We start from the raw sequence: 16,864 nt of genomic DNA, 5'->3' as shown, positions 1-16,864 counted from the left end.
TAACCGAATTCTAATCTGGAATAAAAGCGTAATAAGACGAAGGTAATTCTATTGCGTATTTTACGTAGATGGATTCATCAAGACTTAAAGCTCATTTTTTATACTGTAAGAAGTAAGTAATCCGAGGATTTTCAAATGCCATATTATTTAAGTTATATACAAATTAATGGCCATGGTGGATTGATGCTAGCTGAACAAGCCAAGTCCTCTGAGGCTGCAAGAATAATATGTAATGTAGGATTTAACCCTAGATATGGGAAAATGTTCGGTGAGGGCTACCTTGCCGAAGAGCTAACTGCTGATAGGGCGATATTTTATCCATATGCCAAAGTATTTCATAGAACTTATGAAATTTCCAAAGCAGAAATGGAAAAATTTTTCTCTATTATAAATAGAGAGAGACGCATAAATGCAGCAACCCTGCCCTCTAAACAAGCCTCGTCACAAGCAAAGCATGTAGGCGGCCCTGATTTTAATATATTTGCTTTTAACTGCAAAACGTTTGCCATGAGTGTATTCAAAGAAATGGGCATCATTGATGCAGAACATTTAAGTAATTTTTTAGTTCAACGAACAATAATGACCTCTGGTGATTTATTAAAACCTCTTACAAAACATGAGCTATCATGTCCTCTTAAAGAGGAAGTATTTTCTCTGGCAGCCCGTTTAAATACAGAGCTGGCTTCTTTCAAAAAAAGCTTAGCTGATAAAAAAATTAATCCCCAAATGAAAGATCAACTCATTCAAGAAATATTATGGTTATGTGGTGCTCTCCTTGCGGATGGAAGCCAAAGAGAATATAAGAAAGCGTTGAATGAAAAATTTGAAAAGCTGAGTCCCCTGCTTGAGTCAAAGCTTTTTAGTAAACATAAGGATTTCCCAAAAGATCTTAAATTGCTAGTTGAAAGAGTAAATGAAATTGATCAATTGATATATCAACGCCAGCTTAATTTTTATTGGAAAACAACGCCTCCTGTAGCAGAAAGGTTAAATTTGGATAATTTCAATAATGAGGAAAAAGCAATATATTTAACGAAGGTTAAAATTAATGAAACTTCTGATGGCTTAAAACAAATATTACAAGAGCTTATTAAGAAAAGGGGCGATGCGAAAAGTTCTAATCCAGATTTATATTCAGATTTAACTCATTTAGCAAAAATAATAGTCGATGCTAAAAAAAGTGTTGATGCAATCAAAAAAGAGTTTGATTCTCTGGATCAAAAGAAACCTGAAGATATTATCAGTGAATGTGCTAAACAACAAAGAGCCCTTAATAGCACCATACATAACATGGAGCAAAATCTTTCTAAGTTTATTCCAAGAACTCAGGAAACATCTGTTTTTATGAGATTTATTAACAGAATTGTTGCATATTTTACAAAGGATTTCTTCATAGAAGATGTATGTTCAGCTGTCGAAGAGAACGTTTCAAACATAAAACAATCAATGGCAAAAGGCAGACATGCTTTCTTCCGTGCAGTCGAACCAAAACAAGAAGAGGTTAGGCAACCAGGCAATGTCAGAGCAATAAGAGACAAATTTACGCACGCTATGGCTGTAGAAAGAGCAAAAGCGCCAGAAGCAGAGCATTTAAGCCCAAATGATATGAATCTTAGCAATTAGGATAATCAAAGAGGTCAGGCTCTGCTAAGTGCGTATTTATGCATTGCAAGCAACAAACCCTTAAAGCTTGCAACCCCCACCAGCTGACAATTGATCGTCTTGTTTTGGGCGTATTGCCTGTAATAGCTTTTCGATTATATGCTGTAATAACTCAACGAAGCCTCTTGAGTCAATTGCTTCTGCTGCATATCTATTGGGACAATCAATAAGAAACTCTTTAATCTCAGCACGAGTCTCATTATCTTTGACACAAAACAATACTTCGCTAGACGTTTTTGCATAATAGTCATCGGGCTTATCGGTTGTAATTTTTTGGGTTCCCCGGCACATTCGTTTGACCACTAACTGAGAATAAGTATTCTCTTCTTTGATCAAGACACCATCCTTTGTTGGTATAAATGTCGTTTTGACTTGTTCACTGGAAAATCTGACGTTCGTTTTTCCGTATTGATCACTATACGTTGTCAAACAGTGGTGGCTAGCAAAAGGAAGCCCTCCTTGATGAAAAATCAATAAAGCTTCTTCAACTAATTTCATTCTTGTTGTGTCGTCAGATACTTCAGAAAATAAAACAGTTGAAAAGAAGTCCTGTAATTCTTCTACATTGGCAAAGGGTTTGCCACCCCTTAATTGACCTAATGATCGTTCCTTTTCTTGTCCTTCTTCTTTTACTCTTATAAAGATTTGAGCGTTTCCACTCTCACCAAGCAGTCTATTCCAGTCTGAAAGCACTTGCGCTTTCCCCTTTGAGTCTGGATTTCGAGTATAAGAAAATCGATGTGGAGCATTATACTGCCAAAAACTAGCCATTATTTTAAACCTTTCAAAAACCAAATTGCACAAATTTTAGCATTTTAACATTATGGGAATATTAAGAGTAGGCTGCGACACGAATTGCCCGAATTGCCTCAAATTATCTGTTGCCGAAGGATGACGTAAATAAGTCCATAAATTGCTTCGTTGCCTCAATATGGCTGTTGCCGAGCGAGAGGAACAGAAATGGGGCAAGTGAATATGGATTTGTATCTAAAAATACAGCGTATCCGCTATCAACGAGGCAATAGAGCGTTAAAAAAACGCATTCTGGATGAATTTTGCGAGACGCATCATTATCATCGCAAAGCAGCAGCTCGTTTATTAAGACAGTTACCCATTTCTGATAAAAGTCCGAAGAAAGTTGGAAAAAAGAAGACCTATGACCCATCCATATTGCTGGAGCCTTTAAAAAAGATATGGCTTGGCACGGATCAGATGTGTGGTAAACGATTAAAGAGAGCTCTTCCCTTATGGTTACCTCATTATCAAAATCATTATGAGCCTTTAGCGGCGGAGATATCCTCTCAACTGCTAACCATGAGCGCTGCTACAATTGATCGCTTACTCAAGCCTGTTAAAACTCGCTATGGAAAAGGCTTAAGTGGAACAAAGCCTGGAAGTATTCTCAGGAATCAAATTCCAGTCAATACGAATCAGTGGAATACTAACGAAGTGGGTTTTATGGAGGCCGACAGCGTTGCGCATTGTGGAGCATCACTAGCCGGTGATTTTGTTTGGTCTATTACGCTGACGGATATTTTAGTGGCTGGACAGAAATGCGGGCCACTTGGAATAAAGGAGCTCATGGTGTCTTGGGGGGTATTCAAGACATAGAAAAAAATTTACCTTTTGAAATCAAAGGGTTTGATTGTGATAACGGCTCAGAGTTTCTCAATTGGCATCTCATTCATTATTTTACTGAGCGGGACCCACAAAAAGCGGTTCAATTTACTCGCTCTCGTCCTTATAAAAAAGACGATAATGCACATGTTGAACAAAAGAACTGGACTCATGTGCGTCAACTGTTTGGTTATCATCGTTTTGGTAATCCAAAGCTCGTTGAGCTTATGAATGACTTATATTCTAACGAAGTCTCCTTGTTATTTAATTTTTTCTATCCTTGCATTAAGCTCATTGACAAAGTACGAATTCAATCCCGTGTAATCAAAAAATATGATCAACCCCAAACGCCCTATCAGCGACTGATGACGTCGAATGGTCTTACTCTCGCTCAGAAAACAAAATTACAAGAGACCTTTAATACACTCGACCCGTTTGACTTGCAAAAAAAGATTCAAAAAAAGCTAAAATTAATATTTAGATTAGTGAATATTCAACATGTAAAACAAAGAAAGGCTCTTTAATGAAAGTCTTATTCAATATTGTAAAAAGACAGGAACATAAAGCCTGTGGATATGATGGACGAGTCCTTCGGACCAGCCTGTGCCCTATGGGACGTGTGGACAAAACCATGAATAACAAAAAGACGTTATTCACAGTTATTGCCCACACTCACAGGCTTCTCGCCCACACACCCACCAGGCTCAATAGCAATTATTTTTTAATCGCAACAAAACCTCTCAAAAGCAACACCTATTCTGAGGCAACGACTCAGTATATTTTTTGTCCTTCGGCAACAGGTTCTATTGAGGCAACAGGACGATAGAGGAAAGCAGGTTGGGCCTTGGCCCATAGCCGTCAGGCTAAGAAAGAAATTGTTTGTTTAACTTATTGAAATAATAATAAAAAAAGCTAGAGTACCCTTTTAAATTTTTTCCCGCCAGGAAAACAACCAAAAGGGACTCTATGCTGCTGGATACCCTATCAAATATTCCTCAAGAAATCTTTAAATTTTTTACTTATGAAGCGGATCGGATAGGAAAGGAAACAGGTTTTCAGAAACGCCGTTCAAAATTGACACCTAGTGTTTTTATAAAATCATTGATAACGCTCTGTTTTTCAGAACATTTTAATTTGGAACTTTTCTGTGGATTGGTAAAAACGCAAAAAGTTTATATCAAAAAACAATCATTACATGAGCGATTTAACGAACGAACAGCCGGATTTCTTAAAGCCTTTTCATTATTCTGTTTAAAGCACTTTCAAATGAAAAAGTTACCTCAACTCCAAGGATTGGAGCAATTTAGTAGCCTTAACATCATTGATAGCAGTACTATATCCTTACATCAGGCGCTGAATGAGCTTTTTAAAGGCAGTGGCGGAGCCGCATCCAGTTCCGCTATGAAAATCCAAATGATGTTTGATTATCTTGGTGGACAAATAAAAGAGCTTACTCTAACTTCGGGCTGTGATAACGATCAGGGCTTTGATAATTATTTTAATACTATTGAAAAAGGAGCTCTTTATTTAATGGATTTAGGTTATTTTAAACTGAACACGTTTAAGAAAATTATGGAAGAAAACGCTTTCTTCATAAGCCGCTTGCTCACCGGAACTAAACTTCTAACACAAGATAAGAAACCTTTTGATTTACTCGTTACCTTGGAGAATGCTGCACCATTCTTTTCTCAGCAGGTCCTTATGGGAGCAACGCATAAAATTCCTGTCCGCTTGGTCGCTCAACGATTACCACCAGTCATTGCCGAGCAAAGGCGGAGAAGACTTATAAAAGATCATCGTCGCCGTGGTTCCACACCAAACCAGGAATCGTTGGCTTTACAAAGTTGGTCTATTTATATTACCAATACCTCTGAAACTCAAATCAATAATAAAGCAATTCATCAAACGTATGCTTTACGATGGCAGGTAGAACTCCTCTTTAAATTAAGTAAATCCTTAATGCATATTGACTCTATCAAAACTAAAAAGTTTGCTCGAGTGATTATTGAAACCTATGGTAAGTTTATTGCAATGATGCTTTTGTTTTTGCTATGCAATCCCATGCGCAACATAGAAGGCAAACAACTTTCTTTTTATAAAGCCTGTCACCAACTAAGTTCCAAGGCTACTGGATTGATTATCGCCCTCATGTCTCCTTATCGATTAAAGCATTTCTTGAATGATTTCTATGAAAATCTCTCCCTCTTTGCTATCAAAGATTCAAAAAAGAAACCTCTTTTGACCTTTGACTTCTGCGAAGGAGAGTGCTTTTAAACTCTTAGCCTGACGGCTATGGGCCTTGGCCCAACCTACTTTGGCAACGTCTTTCATCAAGCAATAAAGACCTACCATGCAGGTATTGCTGCATCACCAAAGAGTTCTTTCGCCTTCGCCTTTACTTCTGGAGAGTTCATAGCCTTAACAAAGTTTTCAAGTTGTGGCTTTTTAGTACTGTCACGACGAATGACAATTAAATTGGCATAAGGTGAATCCTTGCCTTCAGTATAAATGGCATCTCGAGAAGGGCTTAAACCTGCGGGAATGGCGAAGGTCGTATTGATTACAGCGGCATCGACATCAGTTAAGATCCTTGGTAACTGGGCTGCGTCCAATTCCTTGATCGTTAAATGCTTTGGATTGTTGGCAATGTCTGCGATGGATGCTGTGTATTTATTCTTTAAAGTAATTAATCCTGCTTTCTGGAGGAGCAATAGAGCACGTGCTTCATTGCTGGGATCATTAGGAATGGCAATAATGGCTTTGTCTGGTAATTGTCGCAATGATTTAATCTTGTTTGAATAAATGCCTGCAGGGTAGACAAATGTTCTACCGATAGCCTCCAAATTATAGCCATGCGCTTTCATAGCCGCTTTTAAATAAGGTAGATGTTGATAAATATTCGCATCTAAACTGCCGTCCTGCAAAGCCTCATTTGGTAAATTGTAATCATTGAATTCAACAATTTTTATGTCCAAGCCATATTGTTTTAAAGCCACATCTTTCGCAACTTCAACTAACTCGGTTTCAGGGCCAGCAATGGTGCCCACAGTTAAGGTGTTTGGGGACGGTTTACTACACGCAACCAGACTGAGAATTAAAATAAATAGACTACAAATACGCATTAACTCTGATCTCCTAAATTAGCAATATTATCGATGGGAAAAGTGTCGCGCCAAACGGTCTCCACTCATTTGCAATAATTGTACGATAAGGACCAACACCAAAACAGTCGCTAGCATAATAGCAACATTAAAGCGTTGATAACCATAACGGATTGCCAGATCACCTAAGCCACCTCCTCCTACAGTGCCGGCCATCGCCGAATAATTCACCAGAGTGATAGCCGTGACGGTGATCGCTTGAATGAGGGCTGGGAATGCTTCGGGTAATAAAATATGGCGAATCATCTGCCAAGTGCTGGCTCCCATTGAAAAACCTGCCTCAATTAAGCCGTTAGGTATACCTTGATAAACATTATCAACAAGGCGTGCAAAAAAAGGTGTGGCTCCCAGGGTAAGGGGCACCATAGCTGCATGAATTCCTATGGATGTTCCCACGAGTAATCGTGTAAAGGGAATGAGTGCTACCAATAAAATGATAAAAGGGATCGAGCGGCTAAAATTGATAAACCCGGAAATAAACCGGCTCAAAATAGCATGCGGCTTTATTCTTGTGTAACTAAATAGGAGGGTCCCCAAAGGTAATCCTAGTAAGGTGGCAAAAAAGGTGCTGACGATAACCATATATAGGGTTTCAGCACTTGCTAAAAACAAATCATAAAGCATCGTCAGTGACATACCCTAAAATCTCCACAGTTAAATTGGATTCTTCGCAGCGCTTGATAAATAAATTTAACAGGTTTTTATCCGCGTTTAGTTCGACTATGACTACACCACAGGTAACTGTGTCATAACGGTCAATGTTAGCCAACAAAATATTGATATCTAAGTTTAAATCGCGGCTGGTTTTACTAATAAAGGGAACAGTTGCATTCTCACCTTGGAAAAAAAGACGAAGAAGTGGTTTATTATTGGCTACCGGCGATAAAGAGCTCTTAAGACAAGCGGGCAATTCAGGACTTAGCTGCGTATAAAGCATACTGCGTGCTTGGCTATTTGCTTTATTAAAAACAGTTGCCAAAGCAGCCACTTCAATAATTTCTCCGGCCTCCATTAATGCCAAACGATGGCAAATACGTTTAACGACTTCCATTTCATGCGTGATCAAGACAATGGTGATACCGTAGAGTTGATTAATTTTTTTGAGTAACTCTAATATAGCGTTTGTGGTCTCGGGATCGAGGGCTGAAGTCGCTTCATCACAAAGCAATATTTTTGGAGAACAACTCAGTGCTCGTGCGATGGCCACGCGTTGCTTTTGACCTCCACTGAGTTGTTCAGGATAGAAATGAATTTTTTCCTCAAGCTCAACCACAGGCAATAATTCCTCAATCTTGCTTTTGATGGTAGCTTCAGACATTCCCTGAATGCGCATAGGCAAGGCGATATTTTCATATACAGTCTTGGAACTTAAAAGATTGAAATGTTGGAAAATCATTGCCATCTTATGGCGTGCTATGCGCAAGCCGCGGCGTGGAAGTGTGGTGATATTCTCATTATCGATAATGACATCACCACTATCGGGTCGTTCTAGCAGATTGATGCAGCGCAATAGCGTTGATTTACCAGCTCCACTGCGACCTATAATGCCAAAAATCTCACCTTCCTGAATAAATAAATTAATATCCCGAAGAGCAATGGTATTAGCGTAGGATTTATTTAACCCAATTAATTCAATCATCACATAACCTGAGAGTTACAGCAGCGATAGGGCAAAGAAGGAGGGAATACCCGCTTTAGCCGTGTTTACAATAGTCGCACTATCGAGCGCCCGCAAGCTGAATTTCAAATCGGCGCAGAAAATCATAATAACTCAACTTCTTAAATAAATAAACTAAAAAATACATTTATCAGCGATTCTGTTCCGTACTACAGTACTGGAAAATGGAGTTAAAATATTTTGCTACTTTTTTCATCAGGAGGAGCAGCCGCAGGCTGGATAGCAGTTGTCACGTCATTGCTATATTTATTTTTCTTGGAATTAGTCGTCTCTGGGTATAGTTGAGCACCATTGACAAAATCATAAATCTTATCAAAATTTCCCTTCTTTGCTTGAAAAGCAAAAGGACCGTTGATTTTATCTGCCTCTTCTTGCAAAGAAACCCCATAAACATTAAGTATTTTGCTTAATAATTCATCATAGGGTATTTTGTATATTGGACTTGGTCCAGTTAATTGCGCAGGTACATTGGGATCAGAGAGATAGACAAAATGACTTCCATTGCAATTTTCTACACCAATAATAAGGAGTGAATGGCTCCCATCATTACCTGGTTGATCAGTTACAAGGTTGGAATAAATTTGATACCGCTCAGTATCCTTCACTATTTGACAATTTTTTATATCAAATAGCACACAGGGTTCGGTATAGATAATAAGAGGACCAAATTCCCTAAGTGTATCCATAAGTGCTTCTATTGGCATCGTCGGGTGCCACTCGGAGCCTTCTAACTGATAACAAGATGCAGCAAGATTAATTACTGCCTGGTGGTATAAGGGAGCCATAAATTGCGGGTTACCGAGGGTCAGTTGCAATGTTTCTCCATAGCTGTTCCCCGAAGTATTGATGACCGATTTTATATGTTCGCTTACGTGCTTGTCGAATACTTCTTGTGCACCAAAACCAGTAATAGAACTTAAAAGATTTATCGTTTTTTGAGCAAGCTTGATGTGATCAATATGTTCTTTTTGAGAGATAAATTCTTCAAAATCCTCATCTTGACATTCTTCACTCGTAAATTCACGACAAATTTGCATGTAGCGTATAATCTGATTTTTGAGTCCGCTGGTATCTCCAGATAACCCTTTAATTTCTTCTAAATTAGCGTCTAAATTCGCAACAAATTTTTCCACATCCTCTTTTGTTATTTGAGTGTTATCTGCGCTACTTCTATTTAAGAAATCTTTAATTTCTTCTAATAGTTCTTTGTATGTATTAGCTACATCATAATCAATTTTATTGAGGCCTTTACGATACTCAGAGAAGACTAATTCAATATGTCTTTCTCTGCTATCCTCTGAATATTTTTTCCCAAAACGAAAACGTAATGGATTGAAAGCATACAGTGCACAGGTATTGCCTTTTTGGGCTGATTGGGGGAGAAGAACTGAAGGCTCTCCAACATATCTTTTTCCACGCTGAACATCAAGCAATACAACGTTGGTATTGTTTTCAAGGAATTTTGGCATAATCTTCATTCATGATTAATTTTGTAATAGAAATATACATTTTTTTTATTAATGAAATATTAGCTTCTTATACCATCTGCTTTGGTTTTCCTTGATTAACCCATCATGTTTACTTGATTATCCTTACTTTCTCCAAATTCCGAACGCGCTTTTGCAAATAAATCAGCCCCAAAAAAGGCACTGTACGAAGAGGTAGAAGGTGCTTGTATTTGAGCTTGGGTTGTTGAAGAATTTGCTGGTCTTCCCTGGGTACCATCCTCTCTAAATTGAGAGGGTGCCTCTGCAAATAAATCACCTCCAAAGAAAGGATTATATGAAGAGGTAGAAGGAAGTGTTTCTGTATGGTCTTTCTGGAGCGTCCTAGAAGGAGTGATAGGGGTAAAGAATGAAGATGAATGGCTAGTAATAGCTAATTGTCTTCGATATTCTGCTTGCTGAATCTCTATTTCAAGATCATGTTTCATTCTTTGAAGACTCAAGACAAATTTCACGAAATGATCGTCTTTCTCTACAATGTACGGGAAGGGCGATAAATAGCTGCTTAATTGAAAATAATCGACCATCGCATTGAGCAATTCAAGTGAGTTATGGGAAGAGACAATCCGCAAGATAACATTGAAATCAATTGTCATTGCGTAATCCATTTGTTTGAGTTTCGAGATTTCGATTCTATTTATTTTTCTGCTTAAATCGGACAATGTGTATTGTCCTGTTAACCTAAGGATCTGCAATATATTATTCGAGCAGAAGAAAGCGTGGAAGTGTTTGTTAGTCACCTTATCTTCCGTAGTGACTTTAGTGTAAATTAAAACAAGAGCAAACAAATGTTGGGCAAAACCAACGTAGGAAACAGAGTTATCCTTTTGCCCTGCAAATTGCTTGTGCATGTGGTAGATAACGCCTAACACCAATTCAAAAGGTAGTGGTTCTTCTGATGTATAATTTTGTTGCAAGCTTGTCTGAACTATATTAGCTAACGTAGCACCATGCGTTTTTTTTATCTCATGAAGGAGATTGGAAAAGGAGGAAAAAGGGATGTTTCTATCTGGATAGTGGATGTTCAGAAGCTCATCAATTACCTCGGAATTAATAAGGATTCTTTGCCAAATTATATTGTTGATATACCTGCAGAATGGTTGATGTTCTTGTTGGGCTAGATAGGGGAGATAACCGAATAATTGGCTTATAAAATCTTGCGCTTTTGCTCTTTCATCAGGTTTTACTTTAACCAGCAAAGACATCAAAATTTGCTCATACCACATAACCCAATTCCAAGTAGAGTAAATTTTGCACTATAACATGGCTTGATTAAATAAACCTTAAGAGACCGATTCTTTCTGATACATGTAAACTTATTCCTTCAATTCCTTGCGATTTTTGAAATAATCCAAGGCTTCTGGGTTGGCTAAAGATTGTAGATTATTCACTGTCTGGCCATGTACGACTTGTCTTACAGCAAGTTCCACCACTTTGCCGCTGATCGTTCTTGGGATATCAGGGACTTGCAAGATTTTTGCAGGCATATGACGAGGAGAAGCATTATGTCGTATCGTTTGACGAATAGATTGCTCTATTGCTTCATTAAGTTCTATGCCTTCTCTTAATTTCACAAATAACACGACGCGCACATCGTCCTGCCAATCTTGGCCAATGACCACACTGTCTAAAACTTCAGGAATTTTTTCAACTTGGCGATAAATTTCTGCTGTGCCAATGCGCACTCCACCTGGATTTAGAACAGCATCTGAGCGACCATAGATGATGAGGCCATTATGTTTTGTGATTTCTGCAAAATCTCCATGCGCCCAGACATTTGGAAACCGCTCAAAATAAGCATGTTTATATGCTTTTTTATCCTTATCTTGCCAGAAACCAACAGGCATAGACGGGAAAGGTTTGGTACAAACCAATTCCCCGCGTGTTTCACGGACAGGTTGGCCTTGATCATTAAAAACATCCACGGCCATGCCGAGTCCTAAACATTGTAATTCTCCGCGATAGATAGGCAAAATGGGATTTCCTAAAGCAAAACAAGAGACAATATCTGTGCCACCAGAGATCGAACTAAGTTGCACGTCAGGTTTGATGTGTTCATACACAAAATCATAGTTTTGCGGAAGAAGTGGCGAGCCTGTGGATAAAATTGCCCGTAAACTTTTCAAAGAGAATTGATAACGAGGGCTTGCTCCTGCCTTTTCAACACTGGAAATGAATTTTGCACTGGTTCCAAAGACAGTAATTTTTTCCTCATCAATCAAGTGGAACAAGCGATTAACGTTAGGGTAAGCCGGGGCCCCCTCATAAAGAGTCAGTGTAGCACCTAAAGCCAGCACACTAACCATCCAATTCCACATCATCCAGCCACAAGTGGTATAAAAACACAGGTTGTCGTGCTCACGAATGTCGGTATGCAAACCAAGTTCTTTTAAATGCTGTAATAAAGTCCCGCCTGCCCCATGAACAATGCATTTAGGTTTACCTGTTGTTCCCGAGGAAAAAAGGATATAGACAGGATGCGCAAAAGGCATGGCTTTAAATTCGCATTCGTGAGCTTGTTTTAAAAAATCATCCCATTTAACCGCATGGGGGATGGTATTGGTATTGGGTTGGCTATAGATAATTGGACAAATGACGACTTTAGTGAGAGAAGGCATGGCGAAAGCCACGTCAAGAATTTTAGTTGCGCCATCATGTACTTTCCCCAAGTATTGATGCCCATCACAGATAAATAGTACTTTGGGTTCCACTTGTCCAAGCCTATCGATAGCGGCTTGTGCTCCAAAGTCGGGGGAGCAGGAGGACCAAATGGCCCCTAGAGATGTTGTGGCAAGCATGGCAATGACCGTGCAAGAGACATTAGGCATAAGAGCTGCAACGCGATCACCTGCAACCACACCAGCTTCTTTTAATCCTGCCGCACAAGAGGCTACTTGCTGACGCAATTCCTTATAACTTAAAATTTCCCTTTTTCCCTCTTCAGTGACGCTGATAAGAGCAGGGTGATTATCATTGCGACTAAGTAATTTTTCTGCAAAATTAAAGGTCGCTCCAGAAAACCATTTTGCATTAAGCATATGGTCATAGTCGTTAAGTATTTCCTGTGGTGGGGTATCAAAAGCTATTTTAAAATAATCACACAGCGTCTGCCAAAAAAGAGCAGGTTGTTCTATAGACCAAGTGTGTAGTTGTTGATAATGGTTGAATGCTTTTGCATGTTTTTCTGCGACAAAATGCATGAATTCCCACATTCTGCTAGTCTTAGGATCCGCGGGTTGCCATACCAATTGCTTCATCATGATATCCTTTGCTACTTTTTCTTTTGCTAGATATTTTAGCGGCTATTGATATTTCAATAGCTTGAGATAGTAGAAATGTCAACAGACCTACTTACTGGTTGCTGTTGCGTAATGCAATGTATTCCCCCGCCTCCAGCAAAAACATCCAAAGCGTCTATTTGCGAAATATGATGTTTAGGAAAGAGTTGGGTAAAAAGCTCGTAAGCCGCTTTATCATATTTTGTATGACCAAAAGCAGGCATAACAATGCCCTTATTTGCCATGTAAAAATTAATATAGGATAACGTTAGGCGCTCGCCATGAAGGTAAGTGGCCGGCGGCTGCTCAACAGTAATGACCTCAAATGATCGTCCTTTGGCATCTGTTGCTGTTTTTAATGCTTCAAGATTCTCATGCAACGTTTGATAATTGGCGTCGCTTTTGTCATGAGTAATTAAAGCCAATATTTTTCTCGGTGCAATAAAGCATGCTATCTCATCAATATGACCATCCGTTTCATCACCGAGCAAGCCTTTATTTAACCAAATAATTTTTTCAGCATTGAGGTAGTTGCGCAAGTAATCTTCAATTTCAGTCTGTGACAATTGAGGGTTACGGTTTGGATTAAGTAGACATTCCCGGCTGGTTAAGATGGTGCCTTCTCCATTGACATGAAAAGACCCACCTTCCATAACTAAAGGTGCTTTAAAGTAACGTGCCTGTGTTTTTTTAATGACGGCAGCAGCTATTTGATTATCTAGAGCACAGTCCTCGTAATTTCCACCCCAGGCATTATGAATCCAATCAACGCCAGCGAGCTCATTCTGTTCGTTAAGTAGAAAAGTAGGTCCGGTATCACGAGTCCAAGAGTCATTAAGGGGTTGAATAACAAACCGAATGTGTTCCCCACATAATTTTTTTGCAAGAGCTTCATCTTCTGGGTTGACCAACATGATAACCGGTTCATATTGAGCAATGGTTCTAGCAACATGCGCATAGGCTTCGCGTGCGCGTTCCAGATCAATTAATGCCCAAGTCTGTTGATGACAAGGCCATGCCATCCAACAAGCAGCATGAGGATGCCACTCAGGAGGCATTTTAAAACCGGCTTGCTTAGGTGTAATCATGTTTATCCTTTATTTGTTACCGTCAAGATAAGTCAGTTGACTAAAAATGCTGCGTAATTCATTCAGATACGTTTGAATTTTTTCGCTTGACAATTCAGCATGAATCAATTGCTTTTCATAAGACAAAAGCAGTTTTTTCGTGTCGAAATGAGCATAATTTAATACGTTCGTTACTGTATCGCCGCTGATTAAATCCGTTATATCAAATTGTCCATCTTCTAAGAGCTTGACATCCAGGGAATTGGTATCGCCAAATAAGTTGTGTAAATTCCCTAAAATTTCCTGGTAAGCTCCCACCAAAAAGAAGGCAATTGCATAGGGGTTCTCAGGTACGAATTGCGGCAGTAACAAGGTAGTGTTGATGGAATCACTACCGGTATACTCTTTGATTGTTCCATCTGAATCACAAGTCAAGTCTTGAAGGACGCTATGCATGCTTGGTTTTTCAGTAAGATGTGAAATAGGAGCCACAGGAAAAATTTGTCCGATAGCCCATGCATCAGGGATGGATTGAAAAAATGATAAGTTACAAAAAATCTTTGCTGCCATCCGCTCATTAATTTGGTTGATAAGTTCGCTATCACCCGGATTGCTCTCATCCAGTTGTTGTTGGATACCAAAACAGATTGCGGTAAAAAATTGTTCTACTTTGGCTTTTTCTTCCAAACTGAGCACACCATGTTTAAACATGGAATGGGCCTCATCTAGAGCCAGTGTTGCATAGTTATAAATTTCGCTGGCCGAACTCTCTGACATGGATTGATAAGTGTCCCAAATATCACGAATAACATGAGAGTCATCCGCTGCAATGACGGGTAATTCCCAGGTTTTCTTCACTAATTCCACATCAGTAATATTAGTGATAAGGACAGCATGATGGGCAGTTAGAGCACGTCCCGATTCGGAGATGATATTGGGTTCTGGCATATTAGCTTCTTCGCAGAGTGGACGAATAGCTAGTAGGATATTGGTGGCATATTCCTTGATGGAATAATTCATTGAGCAGTCCGTTGTGGAGTGAGTTCCTTCATAATCCACACCCAATCCGCCTCCTACATCGATCGTGGTTATAGGAGCCTGTAGGCGGCGTAATTCGATATAATAACGGGCTACTTCCTGCATACAATGGCGAATATCATGAATATTAGCGATTTGTGAACCCAAATGACAATGCATCAGTTGTAAACAATCCAGTGAGTTGTGGTTTTTTAGCTGCTTAATTAAATCCAGAACCTGTTCAGCATTTAAGCCAAATTTAGATTTAACCCCCCCCGTATTTTCCCATTTCCCAGCTCCTTTGGTCACTAAACGAACGCGAACGCCAATTTTGGGTTTGATATCCAAACGAGCGGATTCTTTGAGGATAATATCCAACTCAGAGCGCTTCTCAATAACGATAAAAACGTCATGGCCCATCTGCTGTGCGATGAGTGCAGTGCGCACATAAGAACTGTCTTTATAACCATTACACACAATGGTAGAGGGTATTTGTCCTAATAAGCCAATCACGGCCATCAATTCTGGTTTGCTTCCTGCTTCCAGACCAACTGGGTATTTCGGTGCTTTTAAAAGTTCGCGGACGACACTGGATTCCTGATTGACTTTAATAGGATAGACAAGCTTGTAAGAACCATGGTAGTCATTTTCCACAATGGCTTCGGCAAACGCTTCATTGATCTTCAGCACTCTGTCATGAAGAATATCGGTAAAGCGGATTAACAGAGGTAGTTGCAAACCGGCACGACTTGCGGCATTAACGATGGCTTGTAATTCTACGCCCCTGCTTTCTGTGTTCTTACTCACTTCAATGTTGCCGCGTGCATTGATGGTAAAATAGCCTTCACCCCAATGATCAATGTTATACAAATTGGTATCATCTACTACTTTCGTTATCATTAGGGTTTTTCCGCATTAAAGGGTTTCAATAATTCATGATAGGTTTCAGGTTGTCTTTGTGCTGGGAAGGGAAACAGGCGGCCCCAAAGAGCTCGCTCGTTAAAATCCAGTTCTGCCACAAGGACAGCAGGTTCATTCCGTGGCGCTTGGACTAAAATTTCCCCAAGCGGGTTACTAATAAAGCTGCTGCCATAAAATTCAAGGTCATCCTCACAACCAATTCGATTCACTGCCACGATGAATGTATTTGCCATGATGCCTTGCGCGACCATCACTTTTTGCCACATGGGTTGGCTATCAAACTCTGGAGCAGTCGGTTCACCGCCTATCGCCGTGGGGTAAACAAGAACTTCTGCTCCCTTTAAGCCATAGATTCGTGATAGTTCTGGAAACCATTGATCATAGCAGGTAGGTAAGCCAAAGCGATGTCCAACCAAAGAATGAACGGGATAATCTGAGTTGCCAGGTTTGAAATAGTAATCTTCATGGTATTTTTCACCGCAGGGGATATGTTGTTTGCGTGTCACCGCAATTAAATCCCCATGCTCATTAAAAGCGACAGCAGTGTTGTACCCGGCATTTTCAAACAAAGAGGCGGTGATCGTTACTTGTGCTGTCTTTGCCATGTGTCCTACAAAGCGAGCCGTGGGACCTGTTTTAAGATCTTCTTTATAAGGAGCACTATCAACATCATGCCGCGTACAGAAATAAGGAGATAGCGTTAATTCTTGTAAACAAATTAATTGCGCCCCTTGCTTTGCCGCAGATAAAATGCCCTGTGCGAGGTGATCTTGATGCTCTTGTGGATTTTCATACCATTTTTCTTGCACCAAACCTACTGTTAATTTGTGATTAGTCATTGAAATTCCGGTCTAAAAAATGTGCTATAAGATAACATTATTATCAGTATTGAACCAAGATTATTTTTGGAAGATAGAGGTCAAAAAATTATTTGTAAATTAACTTTGCATTACTGCAA

The 16,864-nt window shown here is 39.5% G+C and carries 15 protein-coding genes; 5 read left to right on the top strand and 10 right to left on the bottom strand.

Annotation, left to right across the window (positions count from 1 at the left end):
• The first annotated feature begins 135 nt into the window (after nt 1–135).
• Nucleotides 136–1,623 carry a hypothetical protein gene (locus CKV79_RS10245; RefSeq protein WP_028373892.1) on the top strand — a complete coding sequence of 496 codons (1,488 nt, stop codon included), beginning with the start codon at nt 136–138 and terminating at the stop codon, nt 1,621–1,623.
• Between the two features lie 60 nt (nt 1,624–1,683).
• On the opposite strand, the gene CKV79_RS10240 is transcribed toward CKV79_RS10245, so the two are convergent.
• Complete coding sequence (locus CKV79_RS10240; protein WP_028373893.1) at nt 1,684–2,433, bottom strand: hypothetical protein; 750 nt, start codon at nt 2,431–2,433, stop codon at nt 1,684–1,686.
• Nucleotides 2,434–2,622: 189 nt separating this feature from the next.
• Here CKV79_RS10240 and CKV79_RS13935 point away from each other — a divergent pair, with 189 nt between their 5' ends.
• The 4 genes from CKV79_RS13935 to CKV79_RS10225 all read left to right on the top strand — a co-directional run bounded on the left by CKV79_RS13935 (nt 2,623) and on the right by CKV79_RS10225 (nt 5,553).
• A complete protein-coding gene (locus CKV79_RS13935) occupies nt 2,623–3,273 on the top strand; it encodes a hypothetical protein (RefSeq protein ID WP_197697227.1) in 651 nt (216 codons plus the stop codon).
• Complete coding sequence (locus CKV79_RS13930) at nt 3,216–3,803, top strand: hypothetical protein (RefSeq protein ID WP_095141825.1); 588 nt, start codon at nt 3,216–3,218, stop codon at nt 3,801–3,803. Before CKV79_RS13935 ends, CKV79_RS13930 begins: the two co-directional genes overlap by 58 nt.
• Nucleotides 3,803–4,105: a hypothetical protein gene (locus tag CKV79_RS10230; RefSeq protein ID WP_095141788.1), complete on the top strand. Its 303-nt coding sequence runs from the start codon at nt 3,803–3,805 to the stop codon at nt 4,103–4,105. Before CKV79_RS13930 ends, CKV79_RS10230 begins: the two co-directional genes overlap by 1 nt.
• 140 nt (nt 4,106–4,245) lie before the next feature.
• On the top strand, nt 4,246–5,553 hold the full coding sequence (locus CKV79_RS10225) for an IS4 family transposase (RefSeq protein WP_095141691.1): 1,308 nt from the start codon (nt 4,246–4,248) through the stop codon (nt 5,551–5,553).
• Between the two features lie 71 nt (nt 5,554–5,624).
• Here the strand turns inward: CKV79_RS10225 and CKV79_RS10220 are convergent, their stop codons facing one another.
• The 9 genes from CKV79_RS10220 to CKV79_RS10180 form a co-directional block, all read right to left on the bottom strand.
• Nucleotides 5,625–6,401, bottom strand: coding sequence for a MetQ/NlpA family ABC transporter substrate-binding protein (locus CKV79_RS10220; protein ID WP_028373403.1), 777 nt, complete (start codon nt 6,399–6,401; stop codon nt 5,625–5,627).
• Nucleotides 6,402–6,428: 27 nt separating this feature from the next.
• The gene (locus CKV79_RS10215) at nt 6,429–7,076 is read right to left on the bottom strand and encodes a methionine ABC transporter permease (RefSeq protein ID WP_028373404.1); all 648 of its coding nucleotides are present in this window, start codon (nt 7,074–7,076) and stop codon (nt 6,429–6,431) included.
• The gene (locus CKV79_RS10210; RefSeq protein ID WP_028373405.1) at nt 7,054–8,079 is read right to left on the bottom strand and encodes a methionine ABC transporter ATP-binding protein; all 1,026 of its coding nucleotides are present in this window, start codon (nt 8,077–8,079) and stop codon (nt 7,054–7,056) included. Before CKV79_RS10210 ends, CKV79_RS10215 begins: the two co-directional genes overlap by 23 nt.
• A gap of 209 nt (nt 8,080–8,288) precedes the next feature.
• The gene (locus CKV79_RS10205) at nt 8,289–9,551 is read right to left on the bottom strand and encodes a hypothetical protein (RefSeq protein ID WP_157737141.1); all 1,263 of its coding nucleotides are present in this window, start codon (nt 9,549–9,551) and stop codon (nt 8,289–8,291) included.
• A gap of 131 nt (nt 9,552–9,682) precedes the next feature.
• Complete coding sequence (locus CKV79_RS10200; RefSeq protein ID WP_028373407.1) at nt 9,683–10,849, bottom strand: hypothetical protein; 1,167 nt, start codon at nt 10,847–10,849, stop codon at nt 9,683–9,685.
• 90 nt (nt 10,850–10,939) lie between these two features.
• The gene (locus CKV79_RS10195) at nt 10,940–12,880 is read right to left on the bottom strand and encodes an acetoacetate--CoA ligase (protein WP_028373408.1); all 1,941 of its coding nucleotides are present in this window, start codon (nt 12,878–12,880) and stop codon (nt 10,940–10,942) included.
• 56 nt (nt 12,881–12,936) lie between these two features.
• Nucleotides 12,937–13,989 carry an agmatine deiminase family protein gene (locus CKV79_RS10190; protein WP_193787152.1) on the bottom strand — a complete coding sequence of 351 codons (1,053 nt, stop codon included), beginning with the start codon at nt 13,987–13,989 and terminating at the stop codon, nt 12,937–12,939.
• A 9-nt stretch (nt 13,990–13,998) separates the two neighbouring features.
• Complete coding sequence (gene speA / locus CKV79_RS10185) at nt 13,999–15,885, bottom strand: biosynthetic arginine decarboxylase (protein WP_028373410.1); 1,887 nt, start codon at nt 15,883–15,885, stop codon at nt 13,999–14,001.
• A complete protein-coding gene (locus CKV79_RS10180) occupies nt 15,885–16,745 on the bottom strand; it encodes a carbon-nitrogen hydrolase (RefSeq protein ID WP_028373411.1) in 861 nt (286 codons plus the stop codon). The genes speA and CKV79_RS10180 overlap by 1 nt, the downstream gene beginning before the upstream one ends.
• Nucleotides 16,746–16,864 lie beyond the last annotated feature (119 nt).

It is taken from the genome of Legionella lansingensis (genome assembly GCF_900187355.1).
Classification (GTDB): domain Bacteria; phylum Pseudomonadota; class Gammaproteobacteria; order Legionellales; family Legionellaceae; genus Tatlockia; species Tatlockia lansingensis.
The sequence above is the reverse complement of the archived record's forward strand: the minus strand, read 5'-3'. Positions and strand labels throughout refer to the sequence as shown.

Excerpts from the sequence above, each read along its gene's own strand:
- CKV79_RS10180 (WP_028373411.1), bottom strand. The coding sequence starts at position 16,745 with ATGACTAATCACAAATTAACAGTAGGTTTGGTGCAAGAAAAATGGTAT.
- CKV79_RS10245 (WP_028373892.1), top strand. The coding sequence starts at position 136 with ATGCCATATTATTTAAGTTATATACAAATTAATGGCCATGGTGGATTG.
- CKV79_RS10195 (WP_028373408.1), bottom strand. The coding sequence starts at position 12,880 with ATGAAGCAATTGGTATGGCAACCCGCGGATCCTAAGACTAGCAGAATG.
- CKV79_RS10215 (WP_028373404.1), bottom strand. The coding sequence starts at position 7,076 with ATGTCACTGACGATGCTTTATGATTTGTTTTTAGCAAGTGCTGAAACC.
- CKV79_RS10230 (WP_095141788.1), top strand. The coding sequence starts at position 3,803 with ATGAAAGTCTTATTCAATATTGTAAAAAGACAGGAACATAAAGCCTGT.
- CKV79_RS13930 (WP_095141825.1), top strand. The coding sequence starts at position 3,216 with ATGCGGGCCACTTGGAATAAAGGAGCTCATGGTGTCTTGGGGGGTATT.
- CKV79_RS10190 (WP_193787152.1), bottom strand. The coding sequence starts at position 13,989 with ATGATTACACCTAAGCAAGCCGGTTTTAAAATGCCTCCTGAGTGGCAT.
- CKV79_RS10240 (WP_028373893.1), bottom strand. The coding sequence starts at position 2,433 with ATGGCTAGTTTTTGGCAGTATAATGCTCCACATCGATTTTCTTATACT.
- speA (WP_028373410.1), bottom strand. The coding sequence starts at position 15,885 with ATGATAACGAAAGTAGTAGATGATACCAATTTGTATAACATTGATCAT.
- CKV79_RS10200 (WP_028373407.1), bottom strand. The coding sequence starts at position 10,849 with ATGTGGTATGAGCAAATTTTGATGTCTTTGCTGGTTAAAGTAAAACCT.
- CKV79_RS10220 (WP_028373403.1), bottom strand. The coding sequence starts at position 6,401 with ATGCGTATTTGTAGTCTATTTATTTTAATTCTCAGTCTGGTTGCGTGT.
- CKV79_RS13935 (WP_197697227.1), top strand. The coding sequence starts at position 2,623 with ATGGGGCAAGTGAATATGGATTTGTATCTAAAAATACAGCGTATCCGC.
- CKV79_RS10210 (WP_028373405.1), bottom strand. The coding sequence starts at position 8,079 with ATGATTGAATTAATTGGGTTAAATAAATCCTACGCTAATACCATTGCT.
- CKV79_RS10225 (WP_095141691.1), top strand. The coding sequence starts at position 4,246 with ATGCTGCTGGATACCCTATCAAATATTCCTCAAGAAATCTTTAAATTT.